Genomic DNA, 14,911 nt, shown 5'->3' with positions numbered 1-14,911 from the left:
CTCAACCATCAACGGCCAGTGGCTGTTTGAGCCGCGTGGGGTGGTGACCACCTCGGGCGTTCGGTTTCTCGTTTCTCAACCATCAACGGCCAGTGGTTGATTGAGCCGGGACCGAGCCGGAAAGGCGAGGACCCGTGTCGAAATCTCCGTCACCCGCATTCGGCGGTGACCACTCCGATCAGTCGCCGGCGTCGATCTCGGCGAACACGCGCGACGCGACACGGAACGCGGAGTTGGCGTCGGGCACACCGCAGTAGATCGCCGACTGCAACAGCACCTCGGTGATCTCCTCGCGGGTCAACCCGTTGCGCAGGGCGGCACGGACGTGCATCCCGAGTTCCTCGTGGTGACCGCGCGCGATGAGCGCGGTGAGGGTGATCATGGACCGGCTCCGACGATCCAGACCCGGCCGCGTCCAGATACTGCCCCAGGCGTACTCGGTGATGAGTTCCTGGAACTCGCGGGTGTGGTCGGTGATCGCCGCCGTCGCGCGGTCGACGTGCGCGTCACCGAGGACCTCGCGTCGAACCACCATTCCGTCGTCGTATCGGCTCATGATCGGTCTCCTATGACCTTCCGTGCCCGCTCCAGCTGGGCGTCGATCAAGTGTTGTGTGGCACCGAGATAGTCGGCAGCCGGTGGAAGCCCGGCGATCCCGGCCATGCTCTTCTGCTCGGAGGTCACCGCCTGTCCGGCCGCCTGTAGACGGCTCGCCATGCGATCCTCGTGGATCTGCAGTTTGTCCAGCAACCGGGTGGTCTGCCGAGCCGCGACCAGCGTGCGGCGCACCAGCTGCCTAAGCGTGTCCCACTCCGCATGCCAGGCTCCGGGTGTGCGCTCGTCGACGGCGTCGGCGGCGGCGAGGTGCAGGGTGGACGCGAGCGGCGGACCGGTGAGCGCCGCACGACGGATCAACACCGACAGCACGGGATTGGACTTGTGTGGCATCGTCGACGACGACCCTCCGGCACCCTCGCCGACCTCGGCGATCTCCGGGCGCGACAGGGTGAGGACGTCGTTGGCGATGTGTCCCCACGCGTCGGTACATGCGACCGACGCGTCGCCGACACGGCAGATCGCCGTCCGTACCGAATGCCACGGCGGCACCGCCTCCAGGCCGAGTTCGCGGGCGGCGACCTCCGTCGCCGCCCGATAGAGACGGGCCGGGTCGCGGCCGGGTCCGGCGAGCTCGAGCAGGGCTGCCGACGTGCCCGCGGCACCGCCGATCTGCAGCGGGAACCGGACGCCGGCGAGCAGCTCGGATGCGTCGAGCACGCCGCTGAGCCACTGGGCGGCCTTGAGTCCGAAAGTCATCGGGACCGCGTACTGGGTCAGCGTCCGCGCCACCATCGGCGTGGCACGAAACCGGTCGGCGTAGCGACCCAGGATCCGGATCTGGGCGGTGAGCTCTCCACCGATCTCCGCGAATGCGGTGGCCGAACAGCACATCAATGCGGTGTCCACCACGTCCTGACTCGTCAGACCGCGATGCAGCCATTGTGCCGTCGCCGACTCCCCCAGTCCGGATCGCAGGAGCTTGACCAGCGGGATGACCGGGTTGCCGCCCGATTCGGCCTCGATCGCGATCCGGTCGAGATCCCCGTCGCCGATCAGTGCACGAAGTGCGGCCGGATCCACCAGCGCATCCGCCGGTGCAACCCCGGCCTCGGTCAACGCCGTCGACCAGGCCGCCTCCACCCGGATCATCGCATCGGCGACGGCGGCGTCGGTGAAGACATCACCGGCATGATGGTCGCCCGGCCACAGCAGATCGGTCATCGCAGTGCCGGCATCATCGGCCACTGTGGTCGAGGAAGACCGTCTCGGCCTCGCCCTGCAGGTGGATGTCGAACCGGTAGCCGTCGCGGTCCTTGGTCGCGATCAGGGTGGCACGCCGGTCGTCGGGGACCGAGCCGAGCACCGTGTCGGATGCGAGGGCACGGACGCCGTCGGGCAGATAGGCGCGGGTGAAGAGGCGATCGAGGAGACCGCGGGCGAAGACGCAGACCGAGAAGAATGGTGCGGCACCATCGGACATCGGGCCGGGTGCCACCGTCGAGAAGCTGTAGTGACCGACCCGATCGGTCTGTACGCGACCGAATCCGGTGAAGGTGAAGCCGTCTCGCCGCAGGGATCCGGGGTCACGGGACACGATGCCGTCGCCGTCCGGCTGCCAGATCTCGACGAGAGCATCCGGGACCGGGTTGCCCGCACCGTCGAAGATGGTGCCGTGCAGACGGATTCGGTCAGGGTGTCCGGACGGGACGAGTTCGGCGCCACTCGAGAACGGTAGTGCGTAGTGGAAGAACGGGCCGACGGTCTGGCCGGGGGTGGGTGCGAGGGTCACTGGTCCTCCTCCATGGGGGTCGAGGCATCGCCGGTGAGCACGATGTCCCAGCGGTAGCCGGTGCACCATTCGTGCTGGGTCAGGTCATGATCGTAGGACGCGACGAGACGGTCACGTGCCTGCTGGTCGACGATGGCCTGATAGATCGGATCGAAGGCGAACAGCGGATCGCCGGGGAAGTACATCTGGGTGACCAGGCGCTGTGTGAACGCGGTTCCGAACACCGAGAAGTGGATGTGGGCGGGTCGCCACGCGTTGTGATGGTTCTTCCACGGGTACGGACCCGGCTTGATGGTGGTGAACCGGTACCAGCCGTCGTCGTCGGTGAGGCAGCGGCCGACACCGGTGAAGTTGGGATCGATCGGCGCCGGATGCTGGTCACGCTTGTGGATGTAGCGGCCGGCCGCGTTGGCCTGCCACACCTCGACGAGCTGGTTGCGGACCGGGCGGCCGGAACCGTCGAGGACCCGTCCGGTCACGACGAGGCGCTCGCCGACGGGATCGCCACCGTGCTGGATGGTGAGATCGGCCTCGAGCGGGTCGACGTCACGGTGGCCGAATGCCGGAGACCAGAGTTCGATGCCCTCGGGGTCGGAATGATGGAAGTTCTTGGTCGGATGCCGGAGGAGACTCGACCGATACGGCGGGAAGTTCAGGCGCGGAGCGGTTTCCGGTGCTGCTCCGGCGGACTGTGCGGAGGCGTAGTCGTGCCCGATCCGGGCGATCTCCTCGGAGATCTGGCGTTGACTGCCTGCCGCGGCGTCCGACGACACCGGGGTCTCGTCCGCGACGGATGCCGACTGCCCGGCGGCGTCGGAGATCAGTGGTGTGGCCATCCTGGGAAACCCTTCTGTGAAAGTGATGCGGTCTGGGGACCGGCGCGGACCGGGAAGTGGGCTGGGTCCGTGCCGTTGTGTGGGCGTGATGCCGGCGGATCGTTCTGCGCTGCCGGTGTCCCACGATGTTCTGCGGTGGGTCGATCGTAAGCGGCGTCACATCGGGGAGTCGATGTCGGACTTCCACTCAGTGAAAGTTGGGATCGTTGTTGAGCGCACTGCCCGAGCACAGCACTGCGCCCGCCGTGGCGGTTGGCCAGGGCGGGCGCAGGACGATCTCAGACCGCGGGGTTCACCCGGCTCTGCACCACCGACTTCGACGCCGCGAGCAGACGATCGAGCCATGCCCCGGTGCCCATCGCCTGCCGCTGCAGTTCGTTGGGCAATTCGACGCTGATCGGTGTGTCCGGCGGGAGGGCGCCCAGCATGCCGGAGAGGTCGAGGCCGCCGTCGCCCGGTACGAGTCGCTCCTCTCGTGCCTGGCGGATCAGCTCGGCGTCGGTGGACGGTGTCGGCACCGACCCATCGCACAGTTGGGCGTAGTGAATCCACTCGTGCGGAATGCCCCTCAGATCGTCGAGGGTGGTCGCCGAACGACCCGCGTGCAACGTGTCGACCAGGACCGATCGTGCCGGCCCGTCCGCCTGACGCACGATGGACAGCGCGGTGGCGGCGTCGGGAACCGCGGTCCACGGCATGAACTCGAGGCTCGCCGCGATGCCGTATCCGCCGCACAGATCGGCCAGTGCGGCATACGAGTCCGCAAGCCGGGTCAGGTCGGGGTCGTCGCCGGCCACCAGGACCGCCCGGGCGCCCAGCTGGGCTGCGGTGTCGAGCATCGGACGGAAGTTCTCGACAGCGAAATCCTCTGCAAGACGGACGATCTCCACATCGAAGACCTCCACGGGCGAGTCCGTCAGACGGGCCAGTACCTTTCGCAGCGCAGCCGGCTCGGTGTGCAGTGGATATGCGGTGGTGCCGGGCGCCGCGGGCAGCAGCCGCAGACCGAGTGTGTCGAACCCGTGTCGCTCGGCCAGACCGATGTGGTCACAGGGTTCGACGTCGAGAACCGTCAGCGCGGCCAGACCCCACGAGACGCTCATCGGGTCACCGCCCGTCCCAGTTCGATTCCGGTGAGGTAGCCGAAGGTCATGGCGGGCCCGATGTTGATGCCACCGGATGGATAGTGGCCGCCCATGACGCTGGCCTGGTCGACGCCGACCGCGTACAGGCCGTCGATGGGTGCGTCGTCGGCATCGAGCACCCGCGAACGCTCGTCGGTGGCCACACCGGCGAACGTGCCGAAGCTTCCCGGCACCACCTTGACCGCGTAGAACGGTCCCTTCTCGATCGGCGCCAGGGTGGGATTGGGCCACGGATTATCGGGGTCGCCGGATGCCCGGTTGAACACCGACGTGCCTCGACCGAAGTCGGGGTCCTCGCCCCGGCGTGCACCCTCGTTGAACATCGACACCGTCTTCTCCAGGCCGTGGGGATCGATCCCGCAGCGCCGTGCGAGATCGGCGAGCGTGCGTCCCTTCACGAGATACCCCGACAGCCGGTGGTTCAACCGCGGTACCGGGAACGGTTTGGCGATGCCCAGCGGATAGCGGCGCAGGTATGCGGCGTCGGCGATCAGCCACGAGCACACCTCGTCGCCCTCGGCGACCGCATCGAGCATGCCGAGCGTGTAGTCGTGATAACCGTTGGCCTCGTTGACAAATCGGCTACCGTTGCGGACCACGCCGATGACGCCGGGCTTGCCGCGGTCGAGGATGTGCGGGAACACCCCGGTCCGTCCGGTGACATAACGGACCCGCGACACCGGGCAGTAGGCCGCTGCCGAGGCGGTCGAGTCGTCCAGCCGGCCGCCGACCGTGGTGGCCAGACGCAGACCGTCGCCGGTCGTGGTCCCGGCAGGTGGGAGCGTCCAGTGCTCACGCCCGGTCGGCGTGCGGGCGAAGGTCTCGCGGCGCAGGTCGACGTCGTGGCTGAAGCCGCCGGTGGCCAGGACGACGCCGCGTCGCGCCGCCACGGTGTAGCTGTCGCCCGGACCGGCCAGACGCACGCCGGTGACCCGCCCGTCCTCGGTGAGCAAGGAGGTCGCGGCCGTGCCGACCCTGATCTGCACCCCGGCGTCGAATGCCGACCGCAGGAGGCGACCCACCAGCGCGGTGCCGTTGACCAGACTCTGGCCTCGGCGGTACACCGCGAGGTCGAGCATGTGCCGGGTCACCCGGCGGGCGCAGTGGGTGAAGGCCCGCACCGACCGCGTGGAGTGCAGGAATGCCTGCAGGTCGGGGCCGGCCATGATGCCCATGCCGAGGAACGACGTCTCGAACATCTGACGGCGCAGGACCTCGGCCACCTCCGGCCCGAGTTCGGTCAGGCGCACCGGCGTGGGGCCGACCTGACGATGGCCGTCGGCGGCACCGGGGCTGCTTCCGTGGATGTCGGCGACCCCGGCCCCCGGGGTGAACTGCAGGGCGGTCTTCTCCTCGAAGAAGTCCACCATCTGCGGTGCCCCGGCCAGGTAGGCGTCGACCTTCGGCTCGTCGAAGTTGTCGCCCAGCCGGGCGCGCAGGTAGGACTTGGGTGCCTCGACGTCCTCGTGCACACCGGCGGCCCGGGCGAACCGATGACGCGGGGTCCACATCCAGCCGCCCGACCAGGCGGTGGCACCGCCGCACACGGGCGACTTCTCGACGACGAGGACGCGTGCACCCTCGTGTGCCGCGGCCACCGCCGCCGACAGTCCGCCGGCCCCTGAGCCGATCACGACGACGTCGAATTCTTCTCTGCCGGTGAGCTCCTCGGTCACGAGAGCACTCCCCTTTCCTGTCGGGCCGGCTCCACTGGCCGGCCCGTTCGTGCGGACTCGTAGATCGCGGTGACGATGGCCAGCGAGGTGCGGGCATCGGCTCCGGTCACCATCGGCCTGCGGCCCTCGCGGACCGCGTCGACGAAGTCCTGGATCTGCAATATGTGAAATGGCGTGAGCCGACTGTTGATGTCGGCGATGTCCTGGTGGGCCGGGACATCGGGGCGGAACACCGGGGTGAACTCCACCTCTCCCTCGACCGTCCACAGTTCGGTGACGCCCTCGTGTCCCTCGGGGAACTCCAGGACACTTCCGGTCGCCCCGCCGGCGCCGACGACGGTGACCCGGTTGCCGAGGTTGTGCGACAACGCGGTGGTCGCGGTGATGGTGGCGGTGGCACCGGACTCGAAGGCGACGACCGCCGAGGCGCTGTCCTCGGTCTCGATGTGTTCTCCGTGCGTGTGGGTCCGGATGAACCCGGTCACCGAAACGGGAGTGCCACAGAACCATTGGAGAAGATCGATCTGATGGATGGCCTGGGTCATCAGCACTCCCCCGCCATCGGTGTCCCAGCGGCCCCGCCACGGGTCGGATGCGTAGTACCCGGTGGGACGGTGCAACAGCACCGACACCTCACCGAGGATGGGGGTGCCGATCCTGCCGTCGTCGATGGCGGCCCGAATCCGTTGTGCGGCAGGCCACAACCGACGCTGGAAGACGACGCCGAAGATCACCCCGGCCCGTTCGGTGGCGGCGATCATCCGGTCGGCCGCGGCGAGGTCGACGGCGATGGGCTTCTCGCACAGCACGTGGACACCGGCCTCGGCGGCGGCGACCACCGCGGACTCGTGCGCCGGGTGCGGCGTACACACCGTGATGGCATCGGGCCGCAGCGCCAGCACCGCGTCGATGCTGTCCCTGGCCTCGGGGATGCCGTGGTCGGCGGCGAACCGCTGCGCGCGATCGATCTGGGTGTCGCAGCAGGCGATCAGCTCGACCCCATCCACCTGACGCAAGGCACGGGCGTGGCTTCCGGCGACCTTGCCGCAACCGATGATGGCGATACGCAGCGTCATCAGATGTGCTCCTCGGTCTCGACGTCGCGGGCCGCGCTCTCGCCACGGTCCAGTCGGTCGAGGCGGGCGATCTCGGCGGCACTCAACTCGATCTGGCCGGCCGCCAGGTTCTCCGCCTGGCGGGTAGGGCTGGCCGATCGCGCCACCGGGATGACGCCCTGACCCAGGTGCCACGCCAGGATGATCTGCGCCGGTGTGTATCCGCGCTCGGCGGCGATCTCGACGACCACCGGATGATCGAGGGCATCGCCGCGGCCCAGTGGACTCCACGCCGAGACCGCGACGCCGAGTTCGTCGGCGACCTGACGGACCGGGATGCGGCACAGCGTCGGATCCATCTGGATCTGATCGAGTTCCGGTGCCTCGCCCACCGATTCGGCCACCCGGCGCAGATGCTTGCCGAGGAAGTTCGACACCCCGGCGTGCCGGATCAGTCCGGCCTCGCGGCACTGCAGCAGGCCGTCGAAGGCCTCGACGTACCGATCGAACCGCGGCAATGGCCAGTGGATGAGGTACATGTCCAGGTAGTCGAGTCCCATCCGGTCCAGGCTGCGTTCCACCGCACCGTGGATGTCACCCGAGATATGTTCGGGACCATGGAGTTTCGAGGTGACGAACAACTCGTCACGCGGTACGTCGGTGCCCACCACGGCCCGGCCGACGGCGTCCTCGTTGCCGTAGACCGTGGCGGTGTCGATGTGGCGGTAGCCGATGTCGATCGCGCGTCGCACGGCGTTCTCGGCGTCGTCACCCACCAGTGGCCACGTCCCCAGCCCGATGGACGGAATGGATGCGCGCAGGTCGGTGCCCGGCGATCGTCCGGGCCGGGATGTCGGATCCGCTGATTCTGTTTCTGTGGTCATGCGCTGGCCGCCTCTCCGGCTCGGAAGTCGATCTCACGGGCGATGTCGACGGCGGTGACCAGTGCGGCCTGCACCGATCCGCCGTCCCGCCCGGCGTCGCCGATCGCGTGCACTCCGAGCGGTGGCGACACCGAACGGAGCTGGACGAGGAGTTCACTCGAGGGTTCGATCCCCTGCGACACCAGCAGTTCACCCGGTGCGTCGACCCACCGTTGCCCGTCGGCGTCGGTGATCTGGACCTTGCCCTCGCGCACCGAGGTGACCCGGGCGCCGAGGTGTGCGGTGAGATTCGGATCGGCGGCGAGACGGGGAAGCAGCACGATCTTGGCCCGGCGGCCGACGTCGTGGGCGATGGTCTCCTGCGGACCGATCATCACCACGCGGGTGCCGTGGGCGAGGAGGTCGTCGGCGACCGCCGCGGCCTCACGGTCTGCGCCATAGATCGTGACCGCCGCGGGAGCCCGATCGCCACTGCGCAGGAAGTCGCGCACATCGCGCACCGTGCGGTCGGCGACGTCGAGATCCGGGGCGTGGCCGTCGGCGCCGGTGGCCAGCACGATCGCGTCCGGACGCGAGACCCCGAAGGTGGTGGCATCGACCCGAACACCGGTGTGACACGAGATGTCGAGCACCCCGATCTCGGCCAGGTACCAGTCGATGATCCGGCGGTACTCCGGGTACTCGCGCAGCCGTGCGGCGAGCGCGAAGTCGCCACCGAGGTACTCGCGCTGCTCGTACATGTCGACGTGGTGGCCGAGTCGGGCCAGCTCGCGTGCCGCACCGAGGCCGGCCATCCCACCGCCGACCACGGCCACACGGATCGGCCGGACCGACGGTTCGGGTTCGGCCGCCTCTCGTCCCACCCACGGGTTCACCGTGCACGGGATCGGCCCCGCGGCCAACGAGTCGATGCAGAAGTTGCAGGCGATGCACGGGCGGTACCGCTCGCCGGCGATGGCCCGGTTGGGGAAGTCGGGATCGGCGTGCAGGGTGCGGGCCATACTGAGGAAGTCGGCCTTTCCGGACGTGAGGATCGCCTCGGCCGTCTCCGGTGAGCTGATCCGTCCGGCGACTCCGACCGGGATGTCGAATTCGCGGGCGTACGGATCGGCGTGGCCGCGCAGCAGGCCGCGCTCCCACTCTCCGGGCTGGATGATCCACTGGCCCGCTTCGTAGTTGCCCGCCGAGACGTCGAGGAAGTCGAGCTTGTCGGTCGCCACGTCGGCCATCCGCTCGCGCGTCTGCTCGGCGGTGAGGCCTCCGGCGCTGCCCTCGAAGGCCGAGAACCGCAGGCCCAGAGTCATATCCGGGAGACGGTCGCGGACCGCGCCGATCACCCGGTTGACGAACAGTGTGGGTTCGGCCCACTCGTCGCTGCGATGGTTGTAGGCCGGTGACAGGAACTGGTGGATGAGGTAGCCGTGCCCGCCGTGCAACGAGATGACGTCCACACCGGCCGTGTGGCACCGTTCGGCGGCGTCGGCGAAACACTCGATGATGTGCTCGATGTCGTCGGCGTCGAGTTGCTCGGGCATCTGGCCGCCGACCACCTCGCAGGGAATCGGCGACGGCGCGACCGGGACGAACCCGCTGACCGAACCCTGTGCGGTACGGCCACCGTGGTTGAGCTCGACGCCGAGCAGCGCACCGTGCTCGTGCACCTCGTGCGCGAGGGTGGTCAGCCCGGGGATGCACTCGTCGGTGTCGACGCCGAGCTGCCGGATCCGGCCCTTGCCGTCGGCCCGCACATACGAGGCCTCGGTGAAGATCAGTGCCGCTCCGCCTCGTGCGCGACGCACGATGTAGTCGATGTACTCGCGCGTCAGCAGGCCGTCGGCGGTGCCGTAGTTGCGCTCCATGGGTGCCGAGACGAACCTGTTGCGCAGGACGGCGGCACCGATGGTCAGGGGTGTGGCGAAGGTCGGGATGCTCGGGTCGGACCGGGTGTGCGGGTTGGACTGGGTGTCAGTGATGGTCATCGTGCCTCCTGGTCACGAGTGCATGCCGGCGGGCTGGGCGCGAGTGCGGCCGGCAAGCGTCTGTGCGAGATGTCGGCGCATGCGGGATCGGTCGGGTTGGACGCCGGTGAGCAGGGCGAAGCTGTCGGCGGCCTGCTCCACCAGCATCTGTGCCCCGTCGACCGTGCGACACCCCAGATCCCGGGCTGCCGAGAGCAATTCGGTGACGGCCGGCCGGTAGACGATGTCGGCGACCCACTGGCGGCCGGTGAGCAGCGTGACGTCGAACGGCGTTCCGGGATGCCCGTCCATCCCGATCGGCGTGGCGTTGACCACCCCGTCGGCGTGGCGGACGTGGCCGGCGGCCTCCCCCATCGTGGCTCCGACGGCGACGGTTCCCGAGGCGTTGATCCGGCCGGCCAGCGAGGCGGCCCGAGCCGAGTCGACGTCGACGATGGTCAGCCCGCGAACACCGGCGTTGATCAGGGCGTGGGCGACGGCCGACCCGGCCCCGCCGGCACCGAACATCACCACCCTGCCCAGCTCGTCACCGGACAGAACCATGTCCAGTGCTGCGCGGAACCCGGATTCGTCGGTGTTGTGTCCGGTCAGTCGCCCGTCGCGGACGGTGACCGTGTTGACCGCACCGATGGTGGCGGCATGCTCGTCGACCTCGTCGAGGCCCGACATCACCGTCTGCTTACACGGATGGGTCACGTTGAAACCGGTGAAGCCCTCGGCGACAGCGGTTCTCACCAGAACGGCGGCTGCATCCGCGGCGAGATGGCGTGCGGCGATGTCGATCGTCTCGTAGCTGTGGTCGCGCATCCCCAGTTCTCGCGCCTCGGTCTCGTGGAGCAGTGGCGAGAGAGAACCGGAGATGTCGGAACCGATCAGTCCGATGCGGTGCTGCGGACCGCTCATGGTGTCCTCCGTGGGCTGGTGCGGGTGTTCGGTGTACCTGGGAACGGGCAGGCTCGGGGTTGCGGGCTTTGGCGGGCGGGCTCGGGGCTGGCGGTGTATGGGCTGGGTGGGTGCAGGCTGTGGGTGCAGGCCGGGTGTATGTGGGCGGGGTGTGAACCGGCAGCGAGCTGAACGCGGGACCGGTCACCGCTTGCGCTGACCGAGTTCTGCGGTCGGTGTCCGGTAGGTCTCGGGACCGGTGGCGAACGCGACGGCGGCCAAGACCGCGAATCCCATGCACATCCATGCCACGGGCATCCAGTTGCTGGTGTCGCCGGAGGTCATCGCCTGGGCGACGGCCGGGGTGAAACCCGCGACGAGCAGGCCCAGCATCAGGCCGATCGCCATGCCGCTGAAGCGCACCGACGCGGGGAACTGTTCGGGGAACGCCGCCATGTACGTGCCGTTGGGTGCGGCATAGAAGATACCGAGCAGAATGGTGCCGCTGAGGAAGACCAGCGGTGCGCTGCCGGACCCGATGGCCGAGAAGTACACGAAAACCATGACGCCACAACCGAGTACGCCGGTGATGAACACCGGTTTACGGCCGATGCGGTCGGCCAGGAGGCCGTAGAGGGGCTGGGTGATCACCGCGCCCATGTTGGCGGCGGCGATCGACAGCAGCATCGTGGTGCGATCGAAACCGTTGTGTTCGGTGGCGTAGGCCAGGGCGAAGACGTTGATGATCGTGTTCATCATGGCGAACGTGGAACTGAACATGATCCGGACGACGGCGGCCCAGTGTTCGCGCATCAGTACGACGATCGGTACCCCGTCGGTCTCGTTGGCCAGCTTGCTCTCGGTGAACACCTCGGGCTCGTCGAGGCGTCGGCGAACCCAGAACGCGACGCCGGTCATCACGATGCTGACCCAGAACGGGATTCGCCATCCCCAGGTGTACAGATGCTCGTCGGGCAGCGACGCCACCGGGATGAACACCAGGCTCGAGAGCACGATGCCGAACATGATGCCGCTCATGGTGAAGCTGGCGAAGAACGACCGGCGGTTGTCCGGTGCGTGCTCCACCGACAGTGATGCCGATCCGGGCGACTCGCCGCCGGCCGAAAGGCCTTGCAGCAGACGCAGTATCACCAGCAGTACCGGGGCAAACGCGCCGATCTGACCGTAGGTCGGCAGGCAGCCGATCAGGAATGTGGACGCGCCCATGAGCGCCAGGCACATGATCAGGGTGTTGCGTCGGCCGAGTTTGTCGCCGAGATGTCCGAACAGGACGGCGCCCATCGGGCGGGCCACGTAGGCGACGCCGAGCGTGCCGATGGACAGCAGCGTCGAGGTGGCTCCGCCCGGGAAGAACACGTGGCCGAAGACCAGTGCCGCTGCCGAGCCGTAGATGAAAAAGTCATAGTATTCGAGCGTGCTGCCGACGAATCCGGACAGCGCGGCGCGTCCGGCCTGGGGCTTGGTCTGCGGCGCCGTGGCTCGAGGTGGCGTCGATGTGGTCGCCATTGGATCTCCCTCCACCGGGGATGTGACTGCAATCCCATCGGTGAAGACAGTGTGCGGCGGCCCACCTAAGACTGTCCAACACTGAATTGGTCTTGGACTGTGTAGAAATCCTACTCAGTTGGTGCCGACCGGGTGGTGACGTCATCGTCGTGCGGGGTGGGCAGTATCTGCTCGGCCAGGTCCAGCACGGCGTCGCGGGCCACCGATGACCGTACCGGCTTCGCCGACCATGCGATCCCGTGGTCCATCCGCACCGACCCGCCGGGAAGGCGGATGTAGGTCGCCCCCGGCGGGATCACGTCGGCGATCCCCTCGGTCATCAGCGCGACGCCGACGCCGGCCGCCACCAGCATGAGGATCATGTAGGGATCGGTGATCTCCTGTGTGATCCGAGGGCGGAACCCGGCGTCGAGACATGCGCGATCGGCGCTCTCCCGCAGCGCCGATCCGGAGGTGCGGGGGGTGCTGACGAACTCCTCGTCGGCCAGGTCCGCCAGGTCGACCACCCCCGCGTCGGCCAGGCGATGGTCGGAGGGGACGACGATCCCGAACGGTTCCGATGCGATCAGGCGGGTGCGGATGTGTGCGGCGTCCACCGGGAGGCCGACGAAGGCGATGTCGAGGGAACCGCTGTCGAGCTGTTCCACGGCGTCCCGGGTCATCACCCGACCGACCAGGTCCAGTTCGATGTCGGGGTAGGTGTCGCGCACCGCGCGGGTCAGCGGCGGCAAGGAGAGATGGTTCAGCACGCCGGTGAACCCCAAGGTGATCCGGCCGTAGATGGCTCCGACGGATTCCTTGGTCGCCTGCCGGGCCCGCTCGACCTCGCTGAGAACCGCGCGGGCATGCGGTAGGAATGCGCGCCCGGCCGCCGTCAGTGCCACCGATCTGGTGTTGCGTTCGAACAGTTCCACGCCGAGGTCGCGTTCGAGTTTGCGAATGGTCTGACTCAGGGGTGATTGCGCCATCTGCAGCCTGGTCGCCGCACGCCCGAAATGCAGCTCTTCGGCAACGGCGATGAACGCCTGCAACCATCGGATCTCCATGTCCGCCTTTCGATGACGCCGAGCGTGCGCATATAGTCGCAATGCCACTTAGATTTCTCGGATTATATCCGATCTGATCTTGAACCAGGTACGGAAGGCACATGAACATGACTCGACGGGCACTCGTGACGGGCGGCATCAGCGGGATCGGGGCGGCGACCGCAGCACGATTGCGATCCGACGGGATCGAGGTGATCACCGCGGACATCAGCGCCGATGCCGACGTCCAGGTGGATGTCAGTGATCCGGAATCCGTTGCCGCACTGCGTGAACGGGTCGGTGCGGTGAACATCCTGGTGAACAGTGCCGGGATCGTCGGTCCGTCGACGGCGCTGGTGGACACCGACCTCGCCGCGTGGCGGCGGACCTTCGCGGTGAACGCCGACGGCACCTTCCTGATGTGCCGCGCCTTCGCCCCGGCCATGTGTGATGACGGGTGGGGGCGGATCGTCAATCTTGCGAGCATTGCCGCAAAAGACGGAAATCCCTGCCAGAGTTCCTATTCGGCGTCGAAGGCGGCGGTGATCGCACTGACCAAGTCGCTCGGGAAGGAACTGGCCACCACCGGGGTGCTGGTGAACGCGGTCGCCCCGGCCGCAGTGGCGAGCCCGATGAACTCCGACACCGATCCCGCGATCCTGGAGCGGTCACGGTCCTTGACCCCGATGGCCCGGATCGGCCGGCCGGAGGAGATCGCCGAACTGATCTGCTGGCTGACCTCCCCGGCGGTCAGCTTCTCGACCGGCGCGGTGTACGACGCCTCGGGTGGACGTGCGTCCTACTGATCCGGCCGGTCTCGGTTCCGGGGATCCCCGGACTTGGGTGTGAAGCTGGAGAACAGGGTGTCCCGGACGGCCATCCAGTCGCCCCAGTGGTCCACGTTCTTCGGATCGTGCAGCCACCGGAAACGCAGTCCGTCGACGACGAGACTCAGCATCCGTAGGACCGCCTCGGGGTTCTCGTAGTCGCGGACCACCAGGTGCCAGGTGATCGGCAGCGGACGGATGCTGAACTGTTGATAGGCCTCGTGGGCGGGATGGTCCGGCGCCATCGCGTAGGCCTCGAGCAGGTCGAAGTTGCTCGTCACCTCCTTCATCCCGGCGAAGTGCCGAACCAGCGAATCGGCCAGATCGGGCAACGTGAGATCGTCGCCGTACTCGGCGACGATGCGTTCCACCGCGGCCACCTCGTCGTTGTTCCACTGCTCGAGGACGGCGGTGAACAGATCGGTCATCGACGGGAAGTGGTGTTTGACGCCCGGCGCGGACATCCCGCAGCGTCGGGCCACCGACCGCAAGGTGACATCGGCGGGACCGGACTCCTCGATCATCGATCGGGTGGCGGCGACGATCCTGCGCTTGCGTTCTTCCGGCGTCAACCGCTCTGCCATGCGGCCCCCTCTCAGCGGTGCAATCTATCTCCACCATGTCACCGCGCTGACGGTGACCCCGCCGGTGGGCCCGCCTACTCGTAGGCGGTCGCCCACCACGCGGGCATGGTCTCGACCGAGGGCTCGACGGCAGCCCCGGCCGGG

At 68.1% G+C, this 14,911-nt stretch carries 14 protein-coding genes; 1 reads left to right on the top strand and 13 read right to left on the bottom strand.

Translation table 11 applies throughout. From position 1 onward, the window contains the following. Positions 1-178: 178 nt before the first annotated feature. The 12 genes from pcaC to GD1_RS13585 all read right to left on the bottom strand — a co-directional run bounded on the left by pcaC (position 179) and on the right by GD1_RS13585 (position 13,377). The gene (pcaC, locus tag GD1_RS13640; RefSeq protein WP_020793244.1) at positions 179-556 is read right to left on the bottom strand and encodes a 4-carboxymuconolactone decarboxylase; all 378 of its coding nucleotides are present in this window, start codon (positions 554-556) and stop codon (positions 179-181) included. Then, positions 553-1,779 (bottom strand): lyase family protein, encoded by a 1,227-nt coding sequence (locus GD1_RS13635; protein WP_059037562.1) that lies wholly within the window; start codon positions 1,777-1,779, stop codon positions 553-555. Before GD1_RS13635 ends, pcaC begins: the two co-directional genes overlap by 4 nt. A 13-nt stretch (positions 1,780-1,792) precedes the next feature. Beyond that, a complete protein-coding gene (gene pcaG, locus GD1_RS13630) occupies positions 1,793-2,347 on the bottom strand; it encodes a protocatechuate 3,4-dioxygenase subunit alpha (RefSeq protein ID WP_020789952.1) in 555 nt (184 codons plus the stop codon). Then, on the bottom strand, positions 2,344-3,183 hold the full coding sequence (pcaH, locus tag GD1_RS13625) for a protocatechuate 3,4-dioxygenase subunit beta (protein WP_020789953.1): 840 nt from the start codon (positions 3,181-3,183) through the stop codon (positions 2,344-2,346). The genes pcaG and pcaH overlap by 4 nt, the downstream gene beginning before the upstream one ends. 278 nt (positions 3,184-3,461) lie before the next feature. After that, positions 3,462-4,286, bottom strand: coding sequence for a sugar phosphate isomerase/epimerase family protein (locus GD1_RS13620; protein ID WP_059037554.1), 825 nt, complete (start codon positions 4,284-4,286; stop codon positions 3,462-3,464). Continuing rightward, the gene (locus tag GD1_RS13615; RefSeq protein ID WP_059037552.1) at positions 4,283-6,004 is read right to left on the bottom strand and encodes an FAD-dependent oxidoreductase; all 1,722 of its coding nucleotides are present in this window, start codon (positions 6,002-6,004) and stop codon (positions 4,283-4,285) included. The genes GD1_RS13620 and GD1_RS13615 overlap by 4 nt, the downstream gene beginning before the upstream one ends. Then, positions 6,001-7,080, bottom strand: coding sequence for a Gfo/Idh/MocA family protein (locus GD1_RS13610; RefSeq protein WP_059037550.1), 1,080 nt, complete (start codon positions 7,078-7,080; stop codon positions 6,001-6,003). The genes GD1_RS13615 and GD1_RS13610 overlap by 4 nt, the downstream gene beginning before the upstream one ends. Further along, positions 7,080-7,943 carry an aldo/keto reductase gene (locus tag GD1_RS13605; RefSeq protein WP_083534186.1) on the bottom strand — a complete coding sequence of 288 codons (864 nt, stop codon included), beginning with the start codon at positions 7,941-7,943 and terminating at the stop codon, positions 7,080-7,082. The genes GD1_RS13610 and GD1_RS13605 overlap by 1 nt, the downstream gene beginning before the upstream one ends. Then, positions 7,940-9,922 (bottom strand): oxidoreductase, encoded by a 1,983-nt coding sequence (locus GD1_RS13600; RefSeq protein WP_059037548.1) that lies wholly within the window; start codon positions 9,920-9,922, stop codon positions 7,940-7,942. Before GD1_RS13600 ends, GD1_RS13605 begins: the two co-directional genes overlap by 4 nt. Positions 9,923-9,934: 12 nt before the next feature. Next, a complete protein-coding gene (locus tag GD1_RS13595) occupies positions 9,935-10,825 on the bottom strand; it encodes a shikimate dehydrogenase (protein WP_059037546.1) in 891 nt (296 codons plus the stop codon). Between the two features lie 183 nt (positions 10,826-11,008). Further along, positions 11,009-12,331: an MFS transporter gene (locus GD1_RS13590; RefSeq protein WP_059037544.1), complete on the bottom strand. Its 1,323-nt coding sequence runs from the start codon at positions 12,329-12,331 to the stop codon at positions 11,009-11,011. 110 nt (positions 12,332-12,441) lie between these two features. Then, entirely contained in the window at positions 12,442-13,377 is a 936-nt protein-coding gene (locus tag GD1_RS13585; protein ID WP_059037541.1) for a LysR family transcriptional regulator, read from the bottom strand. Between the two features lie 101 nt (positions 13,378-13,478). Between GD1_RS13585 and GD1_RS13580 the strand changes: the two genes are divergently transcribed. Then, positions 13,479-14,162 (top strand): SDR family NAD(P)-dependent oxidoreductase, encoded by a 684-nt coding sequence (locus tag GD1_RS13580; RefSeq protein WP_059037539.1) that lies wholly within the window; start codon positions 13,479-13,481, stop codon positions 14,160-14,162. Here GD1_RS13580 and GD1_RS13575 read toward each other — a convergent pair. After that, a complete protein-coding gene (locus GD1_RS13575; RefSeq protein ID WP_059037537.1) occupies positions 14,156-14,767 on the bottom strand; it encodes a TetR/AcrR family transcriptional regulator in 612 nt (203 codons plus the stop codon). The genes GD1_RS13580 and GD1_RS13575 overlap by 7 nt on opposite strands. Positions 14,768-14,911: the final 144 nt, after the last annotated feature.

Source organism: Gordonia desulfuricans NBRC 100010, from assembly GCF_001485495.1.
GTDB lineage: Bacteria > Actinomycetota > Actinomycetes > Mycobacteriales > Mycobacteriaceae > Gordonia > Gordonia desulfuricans.
Note: the sequence above shows the minus strand (reverse complement) of the source record. Positions and strands in the feature narration are given on the sequence as shown.

What these genes read in the sequence shown, in the direction of transcription:
- pcaC (WP_020793244.1), bottom strand. Translation starts at nt 556, where the DNA reads ATGAGCCGATACGACGACGGAATGGTGGTTCGACGCGAGGTCCTCGGT.
- GD1_RS13635 (WP_059037562.1), bottom strand. Translation starts at nt 1,779, where the DNA reads ATGACCGATCTGCTGTGGCCGGGCGACCATCATGCCGGTGATGTCTTC.
- pcaH (WP_020789953.1), bottom strand. Translation starts at nt 3,183, where the DNA reads ATGGCCACACCACTGATCTCCGACGCCGCCGGGCAGTCGGCATCCGTC.
- GD1_RS13620 (WP_059037554.1), bottom strand. Translation starts at nt 4,286, where the DNA reads ATGAGCGTCTCGTGGGGTCTGGCCGCGCTGACGGTTCTCGACGTCGAA.
- GD1_RS13610 (WP_059037550.1), bottom strand. Translation starts at nt 7,080, where the DNA reads ATGACGCTGCGTATCGCCATCATCGGTTGCGGCAAGGTCGCCGGAAGC.
- GD1_RS13605 (WP_083534186.1), bottom strand. Translation starts at nt 7,943, where the DNA reads ATGACCACAGAAACAGAATCAGCGGATCCGACATCCCGGCCCGGACGA.
- GD1_RS13600 (WP_059037548.1), bottom strand. Translation starts at nt 9,922, where the DNA reads ATGACCATCACTGACACCCAGTCCAACCCGCACACCCGGTCCGACCCG.
- GD1_RS13595 (WP_059037546.1), bottom strand. Translation starts at nt 10,825, where the DNA reads ATGAGCGGTCCGCAGCACCGCATCGGACTGATCGGTTCCGACATCTCC.
- GD1_RS13590 (WP_059037544.1), bottom strand. Translation starts at nt 12,331, where the DNA reads ATGGCGACCACATCGACGCCACCTCGAGCCACGGCGCCGCAGACCAAG.
- GD1_RS13585 (WP_059037541.1), bottom strand. Translation starts at nt 13,377, where the DNA reads ATGGAGATCCGATGGTTGCAGGCGTTCATCGCCGTTGCCGAAGAGCTG.
- GD1_RS13580 (WP_059037539.1), top strand. Translation starts at nt 13,479, where the DNA reads ATGAACATGACTCGACGGGCACTCGTGACGGGCGGCATCAGCGGGATC.
- GD1_RS13575 (WP_059037537.1), bottom strand. Translation starts at nt 14,767, where the DNA reads ATGGCAGAGCGGTTGACGCCGGAAGAACGCAAGCGCAGGATCGTCGCC.